Here is a 23,875-nt window from a genome sequence, read left to right as displayed (position 1 = left end):
ACAGGATCACAGGCTGGACAATTTGAGGCGGCATGGTGAAAGCAAAACGCGCGTATGTATGTAACGACTGTGGGGCGGATTTTCCTCGTTGGCAGGGGCAATGCAACGCCTGCGGTTCTTGGAATACCATTACTGAAGTCAGGTTAGCGGCTTCGCCGAGTGTCGCACGTAATGAACGTTTGTCAGGGTATGCGGGCAGTGCGATAGAGTCTAAAGTCCAGACCTTGTCTGATATCGATTTGCAGGAAGTACCGCGTTTTACCAGTGGCTTTAAAGAGCTGGATAGAGTATTGGGTGGTGGCATCGTGCCTGGTGCGGCGATTTTGATTGGCGGAAGCCCAGGAGCCGGTAAATCGACCCTGCTGTTGCAAACGATGTGCGCGCTCTCGGCACACATGCCTGCCTTGTACGTCACTGGCGAGGAGTCTTTGCAACAAGTCGCGATGCGTGCTTCTCGCTTGGGATTGCCGAAAGAGCATTTGAAAATGCTGTCAGAGACCAACGTGGATAAGATTTGCCAAATTGCCGAAGAGGTGCGACCACGCATCATGGTGATTGACTCGATTCAGGTGATGCATGTTTCAGATGTGCAATCTTCACCCGGTAGTGTCGCGCAAGTGCGTGAATCTGCGACGGCATTAACCCGGTACGCCAAACAAAATAATGTCGCTGTCTTTATTGTTGGTCACGTAACTAAAGATGGCACCCTAGCGGGTCCGAAAGTGTTAGAGCACATTATTGACTGTTCCGTGCTGCTCGATGGCGATACCGATAGCCGCTTTCGTACCCTGCGTAGCCACAAAAACCGCTTTGGTGCGGTGAATGAGCTCGGTGTGTTTGCGATGACGGGGCAAGGGCTGCGAGAAGTGAGCAACCCGTCGGCGATTTTCTTGTCACGTGGAGAAGAAGCGACCTCTGGCAGTTCGGTGATGGTGGTTTGGGAAGGCACTAGGCCGCTTCTGGTCGAGATCCAAGCTTTGGTGGACTACTCGCAGCTTGCTAATCCTCGCCGGGTCGCTGTCGGCCTTGAGCAAAATCGTCTCTCTTTATTATTAGCGGTTTTACATAAGCACGGTGGCTTACAAATGGCTGACCAAGATGTCTTCGTCAATGTGGTCGGTGGGGTAAAAGTGAGTGAAACCAGCGCTGACTTGGCGCTGATTATGGCGCTGCTGTCGAGTTTTCGCGATCGGCCGCTGCCTAAAGACGTAGTGGTTTTTGGCGAAGTGGGCTTAGCTGGCGAGATCCGTCCAGTACCCAGTGGCCAAGAACGTCTCAATGAAGCCTTTAAACATGGCTTTAAGAAAGCGATTGTCCCAATGGCGAATATGCCGAAAGGCGGAATTGCGGGCATGCAAATCCACGGGGTGAAAAAACTCGCCGATGCGATCAGTGCCTTTGATGAACTCTAGAGAGTAGAGAGTTCGATCTTCATAGTCAGGAAGGAAAATTTTGTGCGTGAACAGAGGAAGCAAAAATATAGTTTCGCGCCGCTTTGCAAGCTAAGCATTGGTAAGCTTTACTGTTGTAGAAGAAAATTTTTCTTAACGAATGGCATGCAAGGGTATCAGTCTTGAACGATTGTGATATACTCTGCGCGCACTTTATACCTTATTAACAGAGTAAGACAATGGCAGATTTATCAAAATACAGAAACATTGGTATTTTCGCGCACGTTGACGCGGGTAAAACCACTACCACTGAGCGTATCTTGAAGCTTACTGGTAAAATCCACCGTCTGGGTGAAGTACACGACGGCGCTTCAACGATGGACTTCATGGAACAGGAAGCTGAGCGTGGTATCACTATCCAGTCTGCTGCGACTACCTGTTTCTGGAAAGACCACCGTTTTAACGTAATCGACACCCCTGGACACGTTGACTTCACTGTTGAAGTTTACCGTTCTCTGAAAGTTCTTGACGGTGGTATCGGTGTATTCTGTGGTTCTGGCGGTGTTGAACCTCAGTCAGAAACAAACTGGCGTTACGCGAACGAATCAGAAGTATCTCGTCTGATCTTCGTTAACAAACTAGACCGTATGGGTGCAGACTTCTTCCGCGTTGTTGAGCAAGTGAAGAAAGTACTAGGCGCCAACCCTCTAGTGATGACTCTACCTATCGGCCGTGAAGACGAGTTTGTAGGTGTAGTTGATGTATTGACTCGTCAAGCATTCGTATGGGATGACACAGGTCTTCCAGAAAACTACGAAATCAAAGAAATTCCAGCAGACATGGTAGATCAAGTTGAAGAATACCGTGAGATGATGATCGAATCTGCTGTTGAGCAAGACGATGATCTGATGATGGCTTACATGGACGGCGAAGAGCCATCTATCGAGCAAATCAAAGCTTGTATCCGTAAAGGTACTCGTGATCTAGCGTTCTTCCCAACGTACTGTGGTTCTGCATTCAAAAACAAAGGTATGCAGCTTGTACTAGACGCGGTTGTAGATTACCTACCGTCTCCAACTGAAGTTGAGCCTCAGCCTCTGACTAACCCAGAAACGGGTGAGCCAACTGGTGAAGTAGCAACAGTATCTGTTGATGCGCCTCTAAAAGCGCTTGCGTTCAAGATCATGGATGACCGTTTCGGTGCTCTGACTTTCGTTCGTATCTACTCAGGCAAAATTAAGAAGGGTGATACCATTCTTAACAGTGCAACTGGTAAGACTGAGCGTGTTGGCCGTATGGTTGAGATGCACGCAAACGACCGTAACGAGCTTGAAGCAGCACAAGCGGGTGACATTATCGCGATCGTTGGTATGAAGAACGTTCAAACTGGTCACACTCTATGTGATCCTAAGCATGAATGTACTCTTGAGCCAATGATCTTCCCAGATCCAGTTATCTCTATCGCGGTTAAGCCAAAAGATAAGAACGGTTCTGAGAAAATGGGTATCGCGATCGGTAAAATGGTTGCAGAAGATCCATCATTCCAAGTTGAAACTGACGAAGATTCAGGTGAAACCATTCTGAAAGGTATGGGCGAACTTCACCTAGATATCAAAGTGGATATCCTGAAACGTACTTACGGCGTTGAGCTTGAAGTGGGTGCTCCTCAGGTTGCTTACCGTGAAACTATCACCAAAGCAGTAGAAGACAGCTACACGCACAAGAAACAGTCTGGTGGTTCAGGTCAGTTCGGTAAGATTGACTACCGTATCCGTCCAGGAGAGCAAAACACTGGTTTCACCTTCAAATCAACCGTTGTGGGTGGTAACGTTCCTAAGGAATTCTGGCCAGCAGTTGAGAAAGGCTTCAAGTCTATGATGGCGACTGGTACTTTGGCTGGTTTCCCTGTGCTTGACGTTGAAGTTGAACTGTTTGACGGTGGCTTCCACGCAGTTGACTCATCTGCAATCGCATTTGAAATCGCAGCGAAAGGCGCATTCCGTCAGTCAATTCCTAAAGCGGCTCCTCAGCTTCTTGAACCAATCATGAAAGTTGACGTGTTCACTCCTGAAGATCACGTTGGTGACGTAATCGGTGACTTGAACCGTCGTCGCGGCATGATCAAGAACCAGGAAATGGGTGTAACTGGCGTTCGCGTTAAAGCAGACGTACCACTTTCTGAAATGTTCGGCTACATCGGTACTCTACGTACAATGACTTCTGGTCGTGGTCAGTTCTCTATGGAGTTCTCTCACTACTCAGCATGTCCAAACAACGTAGCAGAGCAAGTGATTGCTGAAGTTAAAGAGCGTAACGCTAAGAAGTAATTCTTAACTTAACTCGATAACAGAAAAACCCGCAGGCAACTGCGGGTTTTTTATTATTTGGATATCAAGATGCGGTAAGCTGCTCTTAGCCTCTTTATCTATTCGCCTCGACTAATCGATATTGCTGATTACATCAATGCCAGTGAGTGGATAAGCGTACTGAAAGTTCGCTATTTCGTCGAGAAGCCACTGGCGAAAAAGCAGGACTTTCTCTCGTCGGAAATAGCCAGCATGCGCGCACATGTAGTTGCTGAGAAAGGTCATATCGATGTTTTTAATTGAACAAACCGCAGACTCTATATTAGGAGTGAGGCTGCGGCTTTTGAGTCTTTAAGGCGTGTCGATGAACAGGTTATTCTTCCCAAACCACCAATTTATCTTTTGGCCAGTTGTGACCAACTTCGTGATACTTCTGCTCAAGCACATGACGTTTTATTTTCAGGGTTGGCGTCAAAATGCCGTTTTCGATACTCCATGGCTCCTTAATCATCAGAACTCCCTTGATCTGCTCATGAGATTCCAATTCGGCATTCATGCGTTTGATGACCTTTTGCGTTGTCCGTTCATACCGCTCACGGTCAAAATGGGGGAAGTTATGTGGCACAACAAGCAAGATTGGTGCAGGTAGCCCCGAGCCTATAAGGCACATCATTTCCACTCGGCTGTATTCAAAGAGTTTTTTCTCGATGGGGACAGGAGCGACAAACTTGCCTTTGGCGGTTTTGAAGGTGTCTTTCTTACGACCTTGAATGGTCAAATAGCCTTCGCTGTCGATGGATCCTATGTCGCCAGTATGTAGCCAGCCTTCTTTATCAAAGGATTCTTTGGTCGCAATGTCATTCTTATAGTAGCCAGAAAAGAGTCCTTTGCTGCGAACCATGATCTCGCTATCTTCGGCGATTTTCAGTTCAATACCCGGCCCGGCATTGCCAACACTGCCGATTTTGTCGGCCTTAAAAGGGTAGTTCAATGTGGTGTAGGCAAAGGCCTCTGTCATCCCCCAGGCTTCAGTAATGTTGAGCCCGACACTGTGGTACCACTGGAGCAGAGCCGGGGAAACTGGGGCGGAGCCACAACCCAACACGCGTGCTTGATCCAAACCAAGTCCATCGGCCAATTTCTTTTTGATCAAGGAATTGACCAAGGGAATCTTCAGCAAAAAATTAAGACGTTTTTGCGGCAATTTGTCTTGGATGCGCTGCTGGAACAGTGTCCATAAGCGTGGTACGGAAATGAACAGCGTTGGGCGCTGCATTTTGACATCTTCGATAAAAGTATCCAGCGATTCGGGAAAGGCAGTAGGAACACCGCCGATCACTGAGGAGCCAAAGATATAGACGCGCTCAGTGATGTGCGCGAGAGGTAAATAGGAGAACAGGCGGTCGTTTTCTTGAATTCCGATGTGTTTAATCAGTTGATGCACCGACCAACAAAATGCGCCATAAGTGAGCATCGCGCCTTTCGGCAGACCAGACGTTCCCGAGGTATAAACTAAAGACATCAGTTTATCATCGTCGTGCTGTGGGCGCTCTTGACTCGGCTCGGCCTTGGCAATCAAGTTTTTGTACTGATACTGGCATTGTGGCGCAGAATCATACGGTAACGCGATGCTCTTGATATCGGTCATCTCATCAATGACTTTTTGTGTGGTCTCCGGATTATCAAGTTTACCCGCGATCAAAATTTTACTTTCACTGTGGCTCAAACAGTATTCAATCGTTTCCGCACTCGCGGTTGGAAAGATCGGGACACTGACGTAATCACCAAGCATCATCGCCAAATCGCAAATAAACCATTCGGCGCAGTTTTTCGAAATCAGAGCGACGCGATCGCCCGGTTGTGCACCAAGTTCGCGAAGAGCGGTGACTAAACGCAGGGCTTGGTCAGCGACTTGCGCATAGGTGAACTCGACGAACTGGCGGTTAATGATTTGTTTTAGATAGACCTCATTCGGGCGTTCCGCTGCCCATTTTAAGATCATTTCATTTGGCGGTGGGAGAGCACAGTTGGGTTTGCTTAACTCGTTAGGCTGAATCATTCTCTAACTCCATGTTATTGGCAAAACAATCGTTATTGTTATGTTAATTTGTTGTTAATTTAGCATGTTTTAGAGGAGTCAGAAATAAAAATCCACGTTTTGCTGTTGAGAATTTGCGCCAAGTAATTGATCCAATCCGTTTCGCTGACTTTTTCTGGATGTGGTATTGAAAAGAGAATTAGGCGTTGCCCAACTGCAGTCAAAACAACCCGTTGGGCAGACAACACGCTTAGAGATCCAGCGAGCAGGACTAGAACCCGCCGCTGACAACACCAGCGAGCATAAAGAAAATAACCAGTACTAATATGGGTAGCTTTATCTGTTTGTGCAGAAAAAATCCGCACAAAATTAGCCCGACATCAAGACCAGAGCTTACCGCACTGCTAAACACGGGTTGATAAAGCGCCGCTACCAGTAGGCCCACCACTGACGCGTTGACCCCCATCAATGCGCCACTGACTTTCGGCTTGTTCGCCAGTTGTTGCCAGTTTTTCAACACAGCGAGCATCAGAAGAAAACCAGGCAGAAAGACGGCGCATGTCGCGACTAAGGCTCCGAGAATCGGTGCCTGTGGATGAAGCACATAGCCAATGTAGGTGGCAAAGGTAAACATAGGCCCGGGCACGGCTTGTGCAGTGGCGTAACCGGTTAAAAAGGCGTCTTGACTGAGCTTATCGCCCACAATGTTTTGCAAAAGAGGCAGCACTACATGACCACCACCAAATACCAGACTGCCTGCTTGGAAGAAATCGTTGAAAAGCGCGAGAAGAGAGTGTTGTGTCGTAGCAATGGGCACAGCCAAAAGCAGCAGAACAAACATCACCAGTGGCCATAGTGACGGTTTAAACTCGGATGGAGAAGCGACCTTATCGTTTTTTATAAAGGCCACACCAATCACGGCAGCCAAAAGCAACAGCAACATTTGTGTCGCGATAGAAGCGAAAACCAACAAGGCAAAAGCGGTGACAACACACAGCGCTGTGGTTAGACGTGTGCGGCAAAAATTCTGATACATGCCCCAAGCCGCATCGGCGACCACGACCACGGCTAGTAGCTTGAGACCATGCACGACCTGTTCGAACCAAAAGTTGCCCATGATTTGGCTGCTCAGCAGCGCCAACAGCAACATGACAATGACTGAGGGAAGCGTAAAACCGAAAAAAGCCGCACAAGCACCGGGCAGGCCCCCTTGTTTGTAGCCTAAACCAAAGCCGACTTGACTTGATCCCGGCCCAGGCAAAAACTGACTTAAGGCGACCAATTGGGCGTACTCCTCGTCGCTCAGCCAATGGCGTTTTTCCACAAACGTATGACGAAAGTAACCAATATGTGCTGCAGGGCCGCCGAAACTGATCCAGCCCAAGTAAAAGAAGGTTTTGAAAATTGTGAACATGGATTTTTCTCATATAAATGATGAGCACACTGTACGCAGCGACTTATAATGATTCAAATTAATAGTTTTAATTTTTTGTATGAACAGGATGGGATGAAAGTGCTCGGCGATCTGAATTGGAAGAATATGGATCTGAACCTGCTGGTGGTCTTCTCACAGCTTTACCGCTACCGGAGTGTCAGCGTAGCCGCCGAAATGGGCTTCGTTAGTCAGTCTGCCATGAGCCACAGCTTAGGCCGACTACGCATCATGTTGGACGACCCGCTGTTTGAACGCAAAGGACACAAGATGGAGCCAACCGAGTACGCGCATAAAATTGCGCCGTTTATTGATGGGCTACTTGAATCGATTGCACGCGAGCTTTTGACTCGGCGTGAGTTCTGTCCATCACAGTTTGCAGGTGTTTGCCGCATCGGATTGACAGACTATGCGGAGTTTATCTTTGCCGCCCAATTGTATGACGCGATACGATCTGAAGCGCCTGGCGCGCAAGTCAGCTTTGTCAATGTCAATCGTCAAAACTATATCTCCTTGACGGAACAAGAAAAGTTGGATGTGGTGATAGGATCGATCCCGCAATTGGACAGCAAGTTTTGCGAGCAGTACCTCTACACTGAGCGCCATGTATGCCTGTGCGATCCACAGCTTATTGATGTGCAAGGCATGACGTTAGAGAAATTTGCCGCGCTCGAACAAGCGTTGGTCAGTACCGATGGCAGTTTGACGACACAAACCGACAAAACGTTAGCTTCATACGGTTTGAGCCGCCGTGTCTCTTTAGCCAGTCGAAATTTTCTCACTATTCGCCATCTTCTCGTTGGCCGAGAGTTAATCGCCATCGTGCCGGAACGTATGGCGAAAGCGAACGGTTTTGACGATGGTCTTGTGACGTTTCAGCCACCTCTCACCGTGGCCGATTTCGATATCTCCTTGGTTTGGCATTCGAGTGTCACGCAGAGTGATAAGGGACTTTGGCTGAGAGAGGTGGTGAAGAGAACCATCATTCAGGCGAAATGGCTAGAATAGAAGTATAACCACCGGGTACATTTCATGGTCTTGCATAATGTTTTTTGAGCTCAATAACAATCTGCATATCTATACTGGCAAAGTAAAAACCGTCGACCATGATAAATACATTCAGTCCCAAAATAACAAAATTATCAGTCTCAACATTTATTCAAGATTGATTTAGGGTGGTATCGCGTCATGTTGAAGCTAAGAAACATCAAAGTCAGCTACAAGCTGGCTATTATTATTGCGGTTGGAATACTGGGATTTCTCTCTCTTCTGGCTATTTCTGCCAATGTACTCAAACAAAACCTCATTTTTGAAAGAGAAGCCCGCTTAAATGCGGTGATCCGCGGTGTGTTTTCTCAAGTGGCTTACCTCAATCAGACGTTACCGAGACAAGAAGCGCAGCAACAAGCGCAAGCATTGATCAAACATACGCGCTTTGACGGCGAAAATTACCTGTTTGTGATGGATGAAAACCGCTACACCATTGTCCATCCCATTCGTGATGATCTGGTCGGAAAACAGATGGGCAATGGCAGTGACGGGCAGTTCTGGTTCACTATGGTAGAAAAAGGCAGTGATGGCCGAAGCGGGTCATTGATCTATCCTTGGCAAAATAATGCTGGGCAGCCAGCCGATAAACTCTCAGTGGTGCAAGGATTTGCTCCGTGGGGATGGATTATTGGTTCGGGTATGCTGCTAGATGACATTGAATCGGCGGTCAATCAGCAGATCATGAAAATGGGGCTGGCCACTTTAATTGCCACCTTGCTAATGAGCGGCTTGGGTATCGTGATTACCCGCGCAGTGGTTGAGCCATTGCAAGCGATTCGCGAAAGCATGAAGCAAGTGGCGAAAGGTGATTTAACCGCTCGCGTGAAGGTTGAAGGTCGAGATGAGTTCGGCCGCTTAGCGCACGATATTAATCAAAGCATTGCCTCGGTTCGAGATGCTCTGTATGAATCCGTGCAGTCAGCGTCAGAAGTGGCCGATGCCGCGGTGCGTATTGCTACTTCAGCGGAAGAGACCAGCCAAGCGGTAGTCAGTCAGCGCGATCAACTCAATCAACTGGCGACCGCGATGAATGAGATGAGTGCGACGGTGGCCGATGTGGCCGGGCATGCTGAAGATACGGCGCGCGATACACTCGACGCCACCAAAGAAGCCAACCTCGGGGACAAGGATGTGCATTCCAGTGTCGATAGCATTCGCCAGCTTTCCGTTGAGTTAAATGTGGCTAATGAGCAGGTCAACAAACTCAAAGAAGGCGTGATGCAAATCAGTGAAGTGACCAGTGTGATTAGTGGCATTTCTGAACAAACCAACCTTCTGGCCCTCAATGCGGCGATTGAAGCGGCTCGTGCTGGTGAGCAAGGGCGAGGCTTTGCCGTGGTCGCTGACGAAGTACGTAATCTCGCGGCACGTACTCATCATTCGACCGATGAAATTCAAACCACCATTCATCGTCTACAGCAACTTGCGGTGGCTGCGGTGGCTGCAATGCAAAAAAGCCGCTCTTTGGCCGACAGCAGTGTGGCCCAGGCAGAGCACGCCGGAGCAGATTTACAGCTTATCGTTGACCATATTCGTCATGTGAGTGACAAAGCAACGCAAATAGCTACAGCTGCGGAAGAACAAAGTGCCGTGGCGGAAGAGATGAATCGCAACGTCAGTGGGATTAACGACGCCGCGATGGAGATGTCGCAAGCCGCCAGTTTCTTAGCCGAAGAGAGTGAAACATTAGCGGAACTCTCTCGCCAGCTCGATGAAAAAATGACACGTTTTAGACTTTAACTATTTTGGTGACAGGCTAAGGGACGTGCTGAGCATTGGGCTTTGCATGTATTCATTTCTCTGATTTCTTATTCTAAAGCCCATGTGCAAACTTAACGACATATGGGCGTAAGAACGCTTTATTGTGTTTAATTCATATACAAAAGTATAAATATATCACCCATTTTTATGGAATCTGTCTCATTTTATGAGATTCCTAATTGGTTAAAAAGCAAGAGATATTATAATCCTGCGCGATTGGTTTACTGTTTAACAGTATGATATACAAGGGAATTATAATGAATAAAATCTTGCCGATTCTGGCATTGGCTATGGGTGCTGCATTTGCAGCAGGTGCGGAAGAGATCGAACAAACTCAAGTTGGTCCTAAACAGGGCTGGTATGTGGGGCTTGAGGGGCTAAAAACAGAAGTTTCTATCAATGATGCAAATGCGAAGTCTTATGATCTGGATGCTGGTGCCGCATTTGCGATTGGCTTCGATAAAAAAATCACTGACAATTTCGTTACTGGTATTGAATTTGAGTACGTAAACTACGGCTCTAAAACATTGGGTAGTGCACTAGCAACGACCACTAATGGTGGGATTGTTTCTGCGGACGTTGAAGGATCATTTTCAGGCTACGGTCTGAACATTCGTCCCAAGTACTATTTCTCTAATACTAAGTTTTACGTAGGGGCTTTGCTGGGTTATTCAGCAACTAAGTTTGAAGTAGAGCTAACTAAGAGCAACTACAACTCGGCGACAATGGAGAGCGAAAGTGGCAATGGTTTCACTTACGGCATTGAAGCTGGCTACGAGTTTGACTCTGGTTGGATGATCCAAGGTGGTTACCGTGGCCTTGGCACTGAATTTTACGATACCAATGTCGATCTAACAGCCCTTTATATTGGTGGCCGTTACAAGTTCTGATGATTATTTGATGCTTGACCCAAGGGAGTATTATGCTCCCTTTTGAGTAATCAGTGCATCGATCAGTGGATAGTGATGCGGCTCAACCCCAGCCAAATTGCCATATTTCGGCGCGTGGCGGTCGTTTTCTTTGGGAAAGTGCCAACCAACGGTGTAGTCGATAAAATGACGGGCGAAATCGGCGGAGATTTCCAAGCAGCCAGCTAAAACCGTATCGACATAGGTTTGCATGATTGGGCTTAAAGTGCAGGGCGGCTCCGGCTGCTCTTTTACATAAACCCAAATCGGATAGTCACGATCAAATGTGTGCTCCGTTTCTATCTGCTCTGCGCTGATGGCGATGCGGTGATAACCGCGCTCTCGTCGATCAAACTCGGCTAATGCCTGCTCATCAATCTCAAGCAACACACCGTTGACTTGGCTGTCGCCGCGGTTAACCACTAAAGGTGAGAGAACATAGCTATCGTCCACTTTGCCCCAATAGCGCACTAGGCCATGCGCAATGACAGGAATTGCTTCGCCTGTCTGTCCGGTTAATTGGCGCGACGCCGAATTGATCAAACTACCATAACCAAAGATGTACATAAGAGCTCCCCAAGTGATCGCAGTGGGACTATTTATACCCACCTGAGAATAATTTTAAAGTTGTATTTATTTTACATCTTTTGGTGTTACACTGCGGCCAGCGAGCAAAATCAAATCAAGTTATGGGAGCTGCGATGCTAAATATTACGGATAAGCGGGTGGAGGAAGCGATCCCACCTTGGTTAAGATTGGGGTTTCGTCCTTTCTTTCTACTGGGCTCTGTTTATGCGGTCGTCGCCATTTTTTCCTGGGTGTGGATGTTTCAAAAGGGGCAACCTTCTTGGTTGGCAGTACCCGCGCTGTGGTGGCATGTCCACGAAATGTTGTTCGGATTTGCCATGGCGATCGTCGCTGGCTTCTTACTCACCGCGGTACAAAACTGGACAGGGGTTAATGGCACCAAACACCATCGTCTCGCTTGGTTAGTGGTACTTTGGATCTTGCCAAGAGTTTTGCTCTGGACACCCACGCCACTTTGGCTGACCTCCAGTATCGAAGCGCTGTTCCTTGCCTTAGTCGCGTATGAAGTTGGAAGCCGTGTTGTCAAAGCGAAAGGTTGGCGCAACCTGTTTTTCGTGCCCCTTTTTCTGTTGGCGATTGCGGCCAATTTTGCCAGTTACGCCACCGTAAAAGGCATGCCGCCTTTTAGTGCCTCCGCAGTGTGGCAGGCGATGTTGTGGTGGTTTACGTTACTCCTTTCGGTCATGGGCGGCCGCGTTATCCCGTTTTTTACTGCCCGTCGTTTTAACTTTGAAAAAGCGCCGGCTTTAGTCTGGCTAGATTGGCTGGCAAACTTGCCACTGGTTCTACTGTTTGTTCTCAGTTTTTTCCCGGTCACTTTTCTTCAAATTGGTCCGGCGCTTATGTTGTTCACTGGGATTATTCAACTGGTTCGTTTTTACCGTTGGCAACCATGGCGAACATTGAGCGAGCCGTTGGTTTGGTCACTGCATGGCGCGTATTTGTGTCTGCCGCTTAGCTTGATTTTACGAGGCGTTGGGCATAACCCGCTAGCAACGCATAATTTACTGCATTTGTTTGCCATCGGTGCGCTGGGCGGCTTGATCTTGGCGATGATTGCGCGTGTGACGATGGGGCACACCGGGCGGATGATATACAAAGGACCAAATCTGCGCGTCGCTTTTCTCTCCATCTTGTTGGCGGCGTGCGTGCGCAGCTTTGGGGTGATTGCCTTTCCTGAATATCTGTTTGTGTGGGTAAACTTGAGTGCGGCGTTGTGGATTGTCGCTTTTACCTTGTTTGTGGTTAAGTTTGGCAAGATGTTACTCACGCCAAGGGTGGATGGGCATCCGGGATGATAGAAAAAACCAAGCCACTCATTGCTAGTGGCTTGGTTGTTAGCAGAGCTTGTTGTGTAAAATTAGAAACCGCGCATCTGAATACGACGCAAGAATTCGGTCATAATGCGATCGTAAAGTAAATCACCGAGGAAGGCGTCTTCGACATGATGATCGATGCTTGGGTTGTCATTGACTTCAATCACGTACACTTGGCCATCAATTTCTTTGAGATCCACGCCGTAGAGGCCATTGCCGATCAAGTTGGCCGCTTTGAGCGCTACATCAACCACATTTTTCGGCACTTGTTTTAGATCCAGCGTCTCAAAACCACCAGAAGAGACGCGGCCGCTGTTGTGATGCTGATAAATCTGCCAGTGACCACGGCTCATCATGTATTTACAGCCAAAGATCGCTTGGCGATTCAAAATCCCAATGCGCCAGTCAAAGTCGGTTGGCATAAAGGCTTGAGCCAAAATCAACTCGCTCTTTTCAAACAGAGCAGCCGCTTCTCTTTCCAGCTCTTCTTCATTACGTACTTTTACTACGCCACGTGAAAAAGCACCGTCTGGAATTTTTAGTACCATAGGGAAGGTTAATTCGCTGAGTAGATCACTTTTCCACTCCGGGTCAAAGTTTTTCAAAATCACACTGTCTGGCGCAGGCACTTTGTTGTTTTTTAGCAGCTCAGTGAGAAAGACCTTGTTGGTACACTTCATGATCGACTCGGAGTCGTCCATCACCACCAGCCCTAGTTTCTCGGCCGTTTTGGCAAAGCGGTAGGTATAGTTGCTGATATTGGTGGTCGCGCGGATAAACAGGCCATCGAACTCGCCAAGACGCGAAATTTCATCACGAGAAATGGTTTCCAAATTCATCCCTAAACGTGCAGCGGCACGCTTAAAGCGTTTGAGCGCGGAAGGGTCTGACGGGGGCATTTTCTCTTCGTTATCGACCAGCATCGCGATATCGTAGCGATATTTTTTCTCTTGCTTGGGTTTGCGCCATACTTTGTTTGAGAACATCTCTAGCGATTCGATAAAGAAGTTTTCCTCTTGTTCTTCAAGATCTTGGAATGGGAAAGGCTGTACTGAGTCGATTTGCCAGTTGTGCTGATTGCGGGTCATTTTCAGCTCAATCACTGGCACCATAAATTGTTCAAACAGGCGTCTGGCCAGCTTTTCTAGCCCTTTTTGCTCTGTGCGGCCAAAGTAGATCTTGCACGCGATTTCATCTTGATCTTTCGGTAGACGATGAAGGCGAAGAAAACCGGAGGAGATCAATAATGGCTGGGTAATGTCGTTGATGGCGGTGACGGTCGGGATGACGCGATGTCCGCGTGCGCCCGCCATCAGAGAGCAGTAGTAGCCACTGCTCATGTAACTGTAATCTCGGCACAGGTTAACAACCTGTACACTGCGCTGATTGTGTTGCCATTCACTGTCTAAATATTGGGCAACATTGACCACTTGTTCGGATGGAAAATACTGCTGCCAATCACTGGTTTGGTCAGTCACAATTAAAAGATTTGCCATCTCTTTTTTTCCTTAATAAACGAGCTATGATGAGGAAGCTTTCTTACTCATTCCCGAAGGTGCCAAATGGATTTTCGTGTCGCGAAAATGACCGATCTTGATGCGTTGAACAAGCTGGAAAAAGAACTTTTCACCGGTGACAGAATTGCACCGAGACAAATGAAACGTTTTATCCAATCTGACCATGCCATGCTGCTGGTTGCGGATAGTGGCCAACAGTTAGCAGGCTATGCGCTGTTACTGTTTCATCAAGGAACACAACTATCAAGATTGTATTCGATTGCTGTAAGACCTGAGTTTCGTGGGCAGAAAATTGCTCAGTCTTTGATTGAACTATGTGAGCGTTCGGCCATTGAACAGGGTTTCACTACATTACGCCTTGAGGTTCGCGAAGACAATACAGCCGCAATAAATTTGTACCAAAAATTGGGTTACAAAACCTTTAAATTGCTGATTCATTATTATGATGATTTGTGTGATGGCATCCGCATGCAAAAACGGCTGGCGCACTATGGGCCGAAAACGTTACTACCGATGCCTCTTTACGTGCAGACTACGCCATTTACCTGTGGTGCGGCGTGTTTGCTGATGGCCTTTGCACATAGCACCCCGGAATTTACGCCGTCAAGAAAAGAGGAATTACAACTGTGGCGTGAAGCGACAACGATTTTCATGGCAGCTGGGCACGGTGGATGCAGTGGCCACGGATTGGCACTTGCTGCGGCGCGACGCGGTTACCATGTCGAGCTGTGGAGTCATGCCAAATCGACCCCGTTTATCGACAGCGTGCGAGATGAAAATAAAAAACAAGTGATCGAAATCGTCCATCAAGATTTCTGCCAACAGTTGCAAGAGTTTGACGTCAGCATGATTGAAGCGCCGCCAACCCAAATGCAACTGGAGCAGTGGGTCAGAGAAGGGGCGAGCGTGCTGCTGCTGATCAGCACCTACCGCTTTAATGGTAGTAAGGAGCCGCACTGGGTGTTGTTGAGCGGCATGAGCGAGCGCTTTTTCTTTATTCACGATCCGCATGCCGAGTCTGAACAAGATGCCATAGCCTCGGCACATGTGACGGTGAGTAAAAAGGCGTTGTCGCAGATCATTGGTTTTGGCAAACAGAAACACACGGCCTGCGTGGTGATCAAACCAGGCCGTGTGCCCCGATAATAATGGCAATGGTCACCAAAATTTGAGCCGTTTGAGTAGCAACACTTCGGCGGTAAAAATCACCACTAAGCCGATGCAAAACCACATAAAAGCAACAGGGGATTCGACACCCGGGATACCACCGATGTTGATGCCCAGCAATCCAGTTAAAAAACTGGTCGGCAGGAAAATACTGGCAATCAAGGTAAACAAGTAGCTGTTGCGGCTGATCTTGTCTTCACGCAACTGTTGAATTTGTTCTTTCAACAGTTGCAGCTCATCTAAGTAGAAATCGATAGTTTCATTGATACGCGTGATATTGCTGAGCGCGTAATTAATCAGCAGTGTTTTGTTTTGTAAAAGATTGAGTTCAGACATAGCGAAGTCGGCAATCGCGTATTGCTGTGGACGAATGAAGCGTTTGACGCTCAGGAGCGATTTCTGCACCTCAATCACATCGCCAATCTGTTCGGTGTCTAACTCAAAGCGTTCGATTTGATCCTCAATGGTTTGCAGATAGCTCTGCATTTTCCCCGTCAAGCCATCAATAATGGCGAGCAGCAGATCGCCGAGTGTTTGCGGCCCTTTATGTTGCGTCAGCGTGTCGCGGATCTCGGAAATGGCTTTGGAGGAGATTTTGCGTGTAGAGATTAAGCAGCCGTTAAAATAGAGAATACGCACACTTAGCATGTCTTCCGGTGTGGCGTTTTCGTTCATGTTCACACCACGCAGGATCAGCATGAAGCTCTCATCATCATAGCGGTGAAAAGAGGGCCGAGTCTCGTCAGCTAAAAGGTGGTTAATGGTGCTCAGTGGCACTTGATTGTCGATTAACCAGCGGCGGATATCAGGATGGTGGCGTTCACAATGATACCAGTGACCCGCTTGCATGCGCAGTTGATTGTCACTTGGCTGATTCGCCGGGGCGGAATTGAAATCCCAGTGAGCAATGATAAATCCCATGGATAGGCTCTCTGTTTCCTAAAAAATGGCAGTGTTCAAAGTACGCGACTTACTGCCATGACGCCAGTGTTGTTTGCTAAGAAACAGAGAGCTTAGGTTTAACAGGCCGCTTTAAGTAGCGCTGGCTGAGTACCTTCTACTTGCTGCTGAATATAGCGTGTGAGTTCATCTACCTGCTCTGGGGTGAGGTAAAGGCCAAGTTTAGTGCGTCGCCACAGTACATCGTCTGCGCAGCGGGCAAACTCATGGTTCAGCATATAATCGATCTCTTTTTGGTAGACGCCTTCGGCAAACAGCAGGCCCATGTCGCTCTCTTGAGCTACATCTTGCAGCAGCACCCGAGCATCGCTACCAAATTGCGCTACGTAGCGTTGTGCCAAAGCAGGGGGTAGCCATGCGTGCTGCTGGGTCAGTGACGTGGCGAGTTGCTCGCGTGTGCAACTAAAGTGTCCGCCTGGCAGGGCTTGGTTGGCGGTCCATGCTTGACCCATCTCGGTAAAGTAGGGCGCTAATTTACGCATCGCCGATTCCGCCAGCTTGCGGTAAGTGGTTAGCTTGCCACCAAAGATGGAGAGAAGAGGTGCTTGGTCTAACTCTTGCTCAAGCTCGATGGTGTAGTCGCGGGTAATGGCTTGCGGTGAGTCCGACTCATCATCACACAAAGGGCGCACGCCGCTGTACGTCCATACTACGTCTTTGCGCTCAAGCTGGTGGATAAAGTGCTGATTGACGATATCAATCAAGTACTCGATCTCTTGCTCCGCGATCGCCACTTCGCGCGGGTCGCCTTTGTATTCCACATCGGTGGTGCCGATAATTGAGAACTTATCTAGATAAGGGATAACAAAAACGATCCGACCATCGTTGTTTTGTAAAATATACGCCTGAGGATCGGGATGCACGCGTGGTACCACGATGTGTGAGCCTTTGATCAAACGAATATTGCGTGGTGATGGCGTAGCCAAACTTTGATCGTAAAACGCTTTTACCCAAGGGCCAGCCGCATTGACCAACGCACGCGCCATGCGCTCAAAACGCTCGCCAGTGTGCTGATCTTGCAGCGTTACTTTCCACATCCCTTCGGTGCGTTCGGCTTTTTCCACTTTGCAATAGTTGCGCACTTCCGCGCCATTTTGCTGTGCGGAAAGGGCATTCAAGAGTGTGAGTCTGGCATCATCCACCCAGCAATCGGAGTACTCAAAGCCCACTTTCATCTCTTCTTTGAGAAGGCCTGTCTGCGCCAGATTGACCTTTTCACTGCCAGGTAACGTTGTGCGTTTGCCAAGGTGGTCATACAAAAATAGCCCACAGCGAATCATCCACGCTGGGCGCAGATAGGAGCGATGTGGCAAACGAAAGCGCATCGGAAAGGCGATGTGCGGTGCTTTTTTGATCAGCACTTCACGTTCAGCAAGCGCTTCCGAGACCAAACGAAACTCATAGTGTTCAAGATAGCGCAGCCCACCGTGGATCAGTTTCGAACTGGCTGACGAGGTAGCTGAAGCGAAGTCTTTCATTTCGTATAAACCAACGCTAAGCCCACGGCCTGCTGCGTCGGCGGCGATACCAGCACCATTGATCCCACCGCCAACGACAATGAGATCAAGAATTGGAGATTGTTGAGGTTGTGAGTTCATCATAGAAGCTGACCTATTTTTGTATTGTCATGTTGAGCGAACGAGCATTTTAGAAACTAAAAGAAGCCTAACCGAATTTTCGAATGAGATCATCTTTTATTTTCGTTTTTGAGCGTTTGTGTGATTTGCGCATAAGAACAAAGAAAAGGAAGCTGATAAGGCGCGCGTTTGGGTGTTTGTGGAGACGAAAACAAAAACGCCCCACCAAAGAAGTGAGGCGCAAAGGGAGCTTGAGGAAAGGTCAGTGGCTAGCGATTTCTAACGGGATTTGATGCTCTTTGAGTATGGCGCTGATCTCTTCGGGAGGTTGCTGATTGGTGATCAGCAAGTTAATTTGCGAGATGTTGCCCAGTTTCACCATCGCATTACGGCCAAATTTGCTGTGGTCGACCGCTAAGTACACACTGCGGCTGTTTTCGATAATGGCCTGTTTAACGCGCACTTCGTGATAATCGAAATCGAGCAAGGAGCCATCGTAATCAATGCCGCTGATGCCTAAGATGCCGAAATCGAGGCGGAACTGTTTGATGAAATCCAACGTGGCTTCTCCGACAATGCCGCCATCTCGGTTACGCACTTCTCCGCCCGCGAGGATAACTTTGATCTCTGGATTGCTGAGCAAAATACTGGCGACGTTGATGTTGTTGGTAACGACGCGCAATTGCTTGTGATTTTTGTTGAGCGCTTTGGCAACCGCCTCTGGCGTGGTGCCGATGTCAATAAACAGCGTAGCGCCATCGGGAATGTGCTTGGCTAGCTCTTCGGCGATCAGATCTTTCTCGGTAAAGTGCTCTTTTTTGCGGGTCGAGTAGGAGGTGTTTTCTGAGCTGAGCGGAATGGTTGCGCCACCATGGTAGCGGCGGATTTTATTCTCGTCGGCAAGTTCGTTCAGATCACGGCGAATGGTCTGCGGGCTAACATTAAATTTCTCGACCAGCTCCTCGGTGCTGACGTATCCCTGCTTTTTCACCATTTCGATAATTTGTTGGTGTCTTGGTATCTGCTTCACTTTGTCTCCCTGATGCCTCTAACCAGCTTAGTCCTTAAGGGTTAGAAATGCTGGCATTCGAAAATAATCACTCGGGCTATTGTGCGCTAAATAACGCATTCATAGAAGCAACCAACATCAAGAAATCGGCTGAAACAACAAAAAAGGGCGCCATGAAGGCGCCCAAACATAGGGGGAGGTAAGAATTAATCTTCGAGATCGCGCATTTCAGACCAAGTTTGCGCACACTTAACGGCACGCTTCCAGCCTTTGTAGCGGCGGTTGCGTTTCTCTTCGTCGTGATGAGGAAGGAAAGAGCGATCGATTTCCGCTTTGTTCTTCAGCTCATCAATGCTGTTCCAGTAACCCACGGCAAGGCCGGCCAGGTATGCTGCGCCAAGTGCGGTTACTTCGGTCACTTTCGGACGGTGCACTTCGGTATCCAATACATCGGATTGGAACTGCATTAAGAAGTTATTGGCCACCGCACCACCATCGACGCGCAGCGCAGAGAGCTTGATGCCTGAATCGGCTTGCATTGCATCCAACACGTCGCGAGTTTGGTAGGCGATGCTTTCTAGTGTCGCGCGGATGATGTGATTCGAGTTCACGCCGCGAGTCAGGCCGACAATGGTGCCGCGAGCATAGGCATCCCAGTATGGTGCGCCAAGGCCAGTAAAGGCAGGCACCACATACACGCCGTTTGAAGTGTCAACTTTGGTAGCAAAGTATTCAGAGTCGTGCGCATCAGAAATCAGCTTAAGCTCATCGCGTAGCCATTGAATCGATGCGCCGCCCATAAATACCGCACCTTCCAGCGCGTAGGCGGGTTCGCCTTGTGGGCCACAAGCCAGTGTGGTCAGTAGGCCGTTTTGCGACGCCACTTTCTCTTTACCCGTGTTCATCAGCAAGAAGCAGCCCGTACCGTAGGTGTTTTTCGCTTGCCCCGCTTCAACACACATTTGTCCGTACAGTGCTGCTTGCTGGTCACCTGCGATCCCGGCGATTGGAATACGCGTACCACCTTTACCACCGATGTTGGTTTGGCCGTAGACTTCAGAAGAGCGTTTCACTTCTGGCATCATTGAGGCTGGAATGTCCATTTCGTCTAGAAGCTTCTGATCCCAACACAAATCGTTGATGTTAAATAGCATGGTACGAGAGGCGTTGGTGTAGTCGGTTACGTGCACACGGCCTTGGGTCATTTTCCAAACGAGCCAAGTATCGACGGTACCAAACAGCAGTTTGCCGGCTTCAGCGTCTTCGCGAGCGCCTTCCACGTTATCGAGAATCCACTTCACCTTGGTGCCCGAGAAGTAAGGGTCGAGCACTAGGCCTGTATTGTCACGGATGTAGCTCTCCAAGCCGCGTGCTTTCAGATCTTCACAGATATCGGCGGTGCGGCGGCATTGCCACACAATCGCGTTATACACCGGTTTGCCAGTCTCTTTGTTCCACACAATGGTGGTTTCACGTTGGTTGGTGATACCGATGGCGGCGACTTGGTCGCTACGAATGCCGGATTTACCCAAAACTTCCACTAAGGTTGAGCTCTGGGTGGCGTAAATTTCCATGGGATCGTGCTCTACCCATCCTGCTTGAGGGTAGATCTGAGTGAACTCGCGCTGGGAAACGGAAACAATATTCGCGTCGTGGTCTAAAACCACCGCGCGAGAACTGGTTGTGCCTTGGTCCAGCGCCACAATGTACTTCTGCTCAGTCATGGTAAGATCCTTTCGTTTCGTTAGTTATATTTTAGTCAATTTATTAAGCGCGAGCTTCTTCAACGTCTTCAGCAGCATCGCATTGATTCGGGATGGTGCAACCTTGGCCAACATTAGGTAGGTAGGCCGCAATCGCTTTTGGATACAACCAGCCACCAAAGCAAGCACCAGCAATCGGAGCAAGGATTGGCACGATAAAGTAAGGAATGTCTTTCGCACCAGTCAGGGCATAATCCCAGCCTGCAAAGTAAGCAAACAGTTTTGGTCCAAAGTCACGAGCCGGGTTCATGGCAAAACCGGTTAGTGGGCCAAGTGAGCCACCGATGACCGCAATCAAAATGCCGATCAACAGTGGGTTCATCGCGCCGCGAGAAGCGCCGTTGTGCTCATCGCCTAGCGCCAAAATGGCGAACATCAGTACCGCGGTAATCACAAATTCCACCGCAAAAGCGCCAAGGAAAGAGATTGAAGCGTGTGGGTAAGTGGAGAAAATACCAGCCGTTGCCAAGCCCTCTTTGCTGCCACGGATCAGGTTGTGCGCCAGTTCGTAGTCAGTGAAGAGGTTGCTGTACAGGCTGTAAACCAGCGCCGCAGAGCAAAATGCGCCAAGCAATTGAGCGATGATGTAAGGCACGACTTTCGCTTTATCGAAGCCATGGAAAGCAGCCAGAGCGATGGTCACCGCTGGGTTGATGTGCGCACCCGATACCCCTGCGGTGCAGTAGATAGCGATGGTGACCCCAAAGCCCCACACAATGCTGATTTCCCATTGACCAAATTGAGCACCGGCAAGAACCAGCGCGGCAACGCAGCCAACACCGAAAAAGATAAGTAGACCTGTACCGATGAATTCGGCCAGGCACTCTCCGAAGAGAGTTGTTTTTTTGTTTGTCATGGTAAGAGTCCTTTATGTTCCACAGTCGGCGTGCTTATTTTTATAAACCACATGCACAGCGGTTATTTTGCACATTTAAACGATTGCGAAAACAAACAAACAATCAAATTGAGCGTTCGAGCATAATTTTATTAATGATACGTATCTTTTTTGTTAAATAAGTCATTGTTTGAGTATTTTTCGCGCAATGAGCAATTGAAGACATAGCTTTCATAGCCAATCCACCATGTATTTGACGTTCAGAAGCCGCATATTCTCGTTAACTATCAGAGAATATTACATTTTATTAACTAGATAAGCAGAGTTAGGTTAGGGGAATGTGAGATGAGTTCGCGGCATGTTTGCTGTTTGGCTAAATAGCCAGCGACGGAAAATGAGACTGGTCATACCAAATGGAATTTAAAGGAAGGTTCGAAGTCGAGTGTTTAAGCAGCGAAATCGGGATCCGTTGGTAAAATAAAAGGCGACAGCCTGTGCTATCGCCTGAATGGCCAAGCAAGCGGAACAGTAAGCAAAGGTGCTGTACGTGCTCAGTGATGCTCTGGCTTAGTTATTTTTGTGCAGTTCGCTGTTGAGTTCTACCGCGGTTTTGTTGGCAAGGCACTCGATTTGCCCTGTCACTGAGTTGCGGCGAAACAGCAGATCAGAGACACCAGCCAGATCGCGCGCTTTGACCATTTCGACTTCTTGACCGCTTGAGTCAAGCATGCGCACTTTTGAACCAGCGGTGACGTACAAACCGGATTCCACCGTGCAGCGATCGCCCAGCGGGAAGCCAAGACCTGCGTTTGCGCCAAGCAGTGAGTTTTCACCAATCGATACCACCACTTTACCACCACCCGAAAGCGTGCCCATGATAGACGCGCCGCCGCCGATATCTGAGCCATTTCCGACTACCACGCCAGCAGAAATACGGCCTTCAACCATGCTCACGCCCGCCGTGCCCGCGTTAAAGTTGATGAAGCCTTCGTGCATTACAGTGGTGCCTTCGCCCACATGAGCGCCAAGACGCACGCGAGAAGTGTCTGCAATGCGCACACCCGTTGGTACGATGTAATCAACCATTTTCGGGAATTTGTCGACGCAATCGACAGTCAGCACTCGGCCTGCAAGGCGCGCTTCGATCTGGCGTTCTACCAGCTCAGGCAGATCGATCGGGCCTTCGTTGGTCCATGCAATGTTGTGCAGCAGGCCAAAAATGCCGTCCAGTACGGTGCCGTGTGGCTTGATCAAACGATGCGAAATCAACTGTAGCTTGAGGAAACCTTCCGCCACCGACTGAGATTGTTCATCTGTTGCGAGGATCACCAATACCAGCGGCTGGGCAGACTGTGCCGCTTTAGCCGCAAAGGCTGCGTTAGCCGCATCGCCGTTTTTCTCAAACGCGCTAGCAAGCTCGGCACTTTGCGCGGCAGAGATCTCAATGGCTTGGTTGCCTTGTTCGTATCCGGCCACGGCAGCCAGTGCGTCAACCAGCGCTTCGCTTGGGTTTAAAACTGGATGAGGAAAAAATGCTTCGATAATTTTGCCATCGCGGTTTTTAGTCGCCGTGCCAAAGGCTAGGGAAAAGTAAGCCATAGGAAATCTCCATTTGTTGAATCTTTGTGCTCGTCTGTTCACTGAAGAGCATGAATAAGGTTGAGTTCATCATAAAGAGACAAAAAACGAACTTAAAGGTCTAGCGGGGAGAAAGTCCGTCAGTGGATACCTTTTGTCTTTTTAGGGATATATTGCTTTGATGAGAAATTGCTTTGATGAGAAATTGTGTTGCACGACAAATAAAAACCGCCACTTGTGCGACGGTTTCTCGGAGGCGTGGTGAGAGCTTAAGCCGCGTCTTCGGCAGACTCTTCTGCTGACGGTTCATCTACAGCAGCCAGCTTTTTCTCTTTCTTTGGCGCTGGGCGACGTTTCGCCCCCAGAGCGTAGAGAAGCTCTTCTTTGTTTTGTGCGAGGAACATCGCCAGATCTTCCTGCTTGCCTTCATCTTCTAGAAGGTCGCTTTTACCCAGTAGTTCGAAAAGCTCGTCTGCCATATCGAGCATCTTGTCGTATGCGTCAGCATCCGCTTTAGAGGTAAAAGTCATTTTCTCTTCTCCGTTGCGTTCTACCACGTACTTGACGATAACAGCCATGGTTAATCCTCTAGGTTAGTCGTTGCGAAAATTTACTGTCTGTTTATACAGCTTTTGCTCAGCAATGTCCAATTGTGCCTGTCAGAATGAGAGTCTGGCGA

18 protein-coding genes are annotated in these 23,875 nt (G+C 48.6%); 7 read left to right on the top strand and 11 right to left on the bottom strand.

The features are described 5' to 3' along the window. The first annotated feature begins 32 nt into the window (after positions 1-32). Positions 33-1,412, top strand: a complete 1,380-nt coding sequence (radA, locus tag UF06_RS14780) for a DNA repair protein RadA (RefSeq protein WP_045571121.1) — start codon at positions 33-35, stop codon at positions 1,410-1,412. Positions 1,413-1,630: 218 nt separating this feature from the next. Further along, positions 1,631-3,718 carry an elongation factor G gene (gene fusA / locus UF06_RS14775; protein ID WP_045571120.1) on the top strand — a complete coding sequence of 696 codons (2,088 nt, stop codon included), beginning with the start codon at positions 1,631-1,633 and terminating at the stop codon, positions 3,716-3,718. Positions 3,719-4,070: 352 nt separating this feature from the next. Here fusA and UF06_RS14770 read toward each other — a convergent pair whose 3' ends face one another. Together UF06_RS14770 and chrA are read right to left on the bottom strand one after the other, a co-directional pair. Further along, a complete protein-coding gene (locus tag UF06_RS14770; RefSeq protein WP_045571119.1) occupies positions 4,071-5,756 on the bottom strand; it encodes an AMP-binding protein in 1,686 nt (561 codons plus the stop codon). A 250-nt stretch (positions 5,757-6,006) separates the two neighbouring features. Then, positions 6,007-7,149 (bottom strand): chromate efflux transporter, encoded by a 1,143-nt coding sequence (chrA, locus tag UF06_RS14765; protein ID WP_045571118.1) that lies wholly within the window; start codon positions 7,147-7,149, stop codon positions 6,007-6,009. Between the two features lie 48 nt (positions 7,150-7,197). Between chrA and UF06_RS14760 the strand changes: the two genes are divergently transcribed. The 3 genes from UF06_RS14760 to UF06_RS23190 all read left to right on the top strand — a co-directional run bounded on the left by UF06_RS14760 (position 7,198) and on the right by UF06_RS23190 (position 10,868). Continuing rightward, a complete protein-coding gene (locus UF06_RS14760) occupies positions 7,198-8,175 on the top strand; it encodes a LysR family transcriptional regulator (RefSeq protein WP_082069713.1) in 978 nt (325 codons plus the stop codon). Between the two features lie 180 nt (positions 8,176-8,355). Continuing rightward, a complete protein-coding gene (locus UF06_RS14755) occupies positions 8,356-9,957 on the top strand; it encodes a methyl-accepting chemotaxis protein (RefSeq protein ID WP_045571117.1) in 1,602 nt (533 codons plus the stop codon). A 278-nt stretch (positions 9,958-10,235) separates the two neighbouring features. After that, the gene (locus tag UF06_RS23190) at positions 10,236-10,868 is read left to right on the top strand and encodes an outer membrane beta-barrel protein (protein WP_052702566.1); all 633 of its coding nucleotides are present in this window, start codon (positions 10,236-10,238) and stop codon (positions 10,866-10,868) included. A gap of 30 nt (positions 10,869-10,898) precedes the next feature. On the opposite strand, the gene UF06_RS14745 is transcribed toward UF06_RS23190, so the two are convergent. After that, entirely contained in the window at positions 10,899-11,453 is a 555-nt protein-coding gene (locus UF06_RS14745) for a gamma-glutamylcyclotransferase family protein (protein ID WP_045571116.1), read from the bottom strand. Positions 11,454-11,587: 134 nt separating this feature from the next. Between UF06_RS14745 and UF06_RS14740 the strand changes: the two genes are divergently transcribed. After that, a complete protein-coding gene (locus tag UF06_RS14740; RefSeq protein ID WP_045571115.1) occupies positions 11,588-12,772 on the top strand; it encodes an NnrS family protein in 1,185 nt (394 codons plus the stop codon). Positions 12,773-12,834: 62 nt separating this feature from the next. Here the strand turns inward: UF06_RS14740 and UF06_RS14735 are convergent, their stop codons facing one another. Further along, entirely contained in the window at positions 12,835-14,286 is a 1,452-nt protein-coding gene (locus tag UF06_RS14735) for a RimK family protein (RefSeq protein WP_045571114.1), read from the bottom strand. Between the two features lie 66 nt (positions 14,287-14,352). Between UF06_RS14735 and UF06_RS14730 the strand changes: the two genes are divergently transcribed. Further along, positions 14,353-15,453, top strand: coding sequence for a GNAT family N-acetyltransferase/peptidase C39 family protein (locus tag UF06_RS14730; RefSeq protein ID WP_045571113.1), 1,101 nt, complete (start codon positions 14,353-14,355; stop codon positions 15,451-15,453). Positions 15,454-15,465: 12 nt separating this feature from the next. Here the strand turns inward: UF06_RS14730 and UF06_RS14725 are convergent, their stop codons facing one another. From UF06_RS14725 to UF06_RS14695, 7 genes are all read right to left on the bottom strand, one after another. After that, positions 15,466-16,395 carry a zinc transporter ZntB gene (locus UF06_RS14725; RefSeq protein WP_045571112.1) on the bottom strand — a complete coding sequence of 310 codons (930 nt, stop codon included), beginning with the start codon at positions 16,393-16,395 and terminating at the stop codon, positions 15,466-15,468. Between the two features lie 98 nt (positions 16,396-16,493). After that, positions 16,494-18,032 (bottom strand): glycerol-3-phosphate dehydrogenase, encoded by a 1,539-nt coding sequence (gene glpD / locus UF06_RS14720; RefSeq protein WP_045571267.1) that lies wholly within the window; start codon positions 18,030-18,032, stop codon positions 16,494-16,496. 241 nt (positions 18,033-18,273) lie between these two features. After that, complete coding sequence (locus UF06_RS14715) at positions 18,274-19,041, bottom strand: DeoR/GlpR family transcriptional regulator (RefSeq protein ID WP_039430350.1); 768 nt, start codon at positions 19,039-19,041, stop codon at positions 18,274-18,276. A 185-nt stretch (positions 19,042-19,226) separates the two neighbouring features. Further along, a complete protein-coding gene (gene glpK / locus UF06_RS14710) occupies positions 19,227-20,744 on the bottom strand; it encodes a glycerol kinase GlpK (protein WP_045571111.1) in 1,518 nt (505 codons plus the stop codon). 43 nt (positions 20,745-20,787) lie between these two features. Beyond that, entirely contained in the window at positions 20,788-21,639 is an 852-nt protein-coding gene (locus UF06_RS14705; protein WP_045571110.1) for an MIP/aquaporin family protein, read from the bottom strand. A 546-nt stretch (positions 21,640-22,185) separates the two neighbouring features. After that, positions 22,186-23,217 (bottom strand): 2,3,4,5-tetrahydropyridine-2,6-dicarboxylate N-succinyltransferase, encoded by a 1,032-nt coding sequence (dapD, locus tag UF06_RS14700; protein WP_045571109.1) that lies wholly within the window; start codon positions 23,215-23,217, stop codon positions 22,186-22,188. Between the two features lie 248 nt (positions 23,218-23,465). Further along, entirely contained in the window at positions 23,466-23,774 is a 309-nt protein-coding gene (locus tag UF06_RS14695; RefSeq protein WP_045571108.1) for a YebG family protein, read from the bottom strand. Positions 23,775-23,875 lie beyond the last annotated feature (101 nt).

Source organism: Vibrio sp. S234-5, assembly GCF_000960595.1.
Lineage (GTDB): Bacteria > Pseudomonadota > Gammaproteobacteria > Enterobacterales > Vibrionaceae > Vibrio.
This window is presented reverse-complemented; position numbering and strand designations above follow the sequence as displayed.

What these genes read in the sequence shown, in the direction of transcription:
- UF06_RS14735 (WP_045571114.1), bottom strand. Translation starts at nt 14,286, where the DNA reads ATGGCAAATCTTTTAATTGTGACTGACCAAACCAGTGATTGGCAGCAG.
- UF06_RS14695 (WP_045571108.1), bottom strand. Translation starts at nt 23,774, where the DNA reads ATGGCTGTTATCGTCAAGTACGTGGTAGAACGCAACGGAGAAGAGAAA.
- radA (WP_045571121.1), top strand. Translation starts at nt 33, where the DNA reads ATGGTGAAAGCAAAACGCGCGTATGTATGTAACGACTGTGGGGCGGAT.
- UF06_RS14730 (WP_045571113.1), top strand. Translation starts at nt 14,353, where the DNA reads ATGGATTTTCGTGTCGCGAAAATGACCGATCTTGATGCGTTGAACAAG.
- UF06_RS14705 (WP_045571110.1), bottom strand. Translation starts at nt 21,639, where the DNA reads ATGACAAACAAAAAAACAACTCTCTTCGGAGAGTGCCTGGCCGAATTC.
- glpD (WP_045571267.1), bottom strand. Translation starts at nt 18,032, where the DNA reads ATGAACTCACAACCTCAACAATCTCCAATTCTTGATCTCATTGTCGTT.
- UF06_RS14725 (WP_045571112.1), bottom strand. Translation starts at nt 16,395, where the DNA reads ATGGGATTTATCATTGCTCACTGGGATTTCAATTCCGCCCCGGCGAAT.
- UF06_RS14755 (WP_045571117.1), top strand. Translation starts at nt 8,356, where the DNA reads ATGTTGAAGCTAAGAAACATCAAAGTCAGCTACAAGCTGGCTATTATT.
- UF06_RS14760 (WP_082069713.1), top strand. Translation starts at nt 7,198, where the DNA reads ATGATTCAAATTAATAGTTTTAATTTTTTGTATGAACAGGATGGGATG.
- chrA (WP_045571118.1), bottom strand. Translation starts at nt 7,149, where the DNA reads ATGTTCACAATTTTCAAAACCTTCTTTTACTTGGGCTGGATCAGTTTC.
- UF06_RS14745 (WP_045571116.1), bottom strand. Translation starts at nt 11,453, where the DNA reads ATGTACATCTTTGGTTATGGTAGTTTGATCAATTCGGCGTCGCGCCAA.
- dapD (WP_045571109.1), bottom strand. Translation starts at nt 23,217, where the DNA reads ATGGCTTACTTTTCCCTAGCCTTTGGCACGGCGACTAAAAACCGCGAT.
- fusA (WP_045571120.1), top strand. Translation starts at nt 1,631, where the DNA reads ATGGCAGATTTATCAAAATACAGAAACATTGGTATTTTCGCGCACGTT.
- UF06_RS14740 (WP_045571115.1), top strand. Translation starts at nt 11,588, where the DNA reads ATGCTAAATATTACGGATAAGCGGGTGGAGGAAGCGATCCCACCTTGG.
- UF06_RS14770 (WP_045571119.1), bottom strand. Translation starts at nt 5,756, where the DNA reads ATGATTCAGCCTAACGAGTTAAGCAAACCCAACTGTGCTCTCCCACCG.
- glpK (WP_045571111.1), bottom strand. Translation starts at nt 20,744, where the DNA reads ATGACTGAGCAGAAGTACATTGTGGCGCTGGACCAAGGCACAACCAGT.
- UF06_RS23190 (WP_052702566.1), top strand. Translation starts at nt 10,236, where the DNA reads ATGAATAAAATCTTGCCGATTCTGGCATTGGCTATGGGTGCTGCATTT.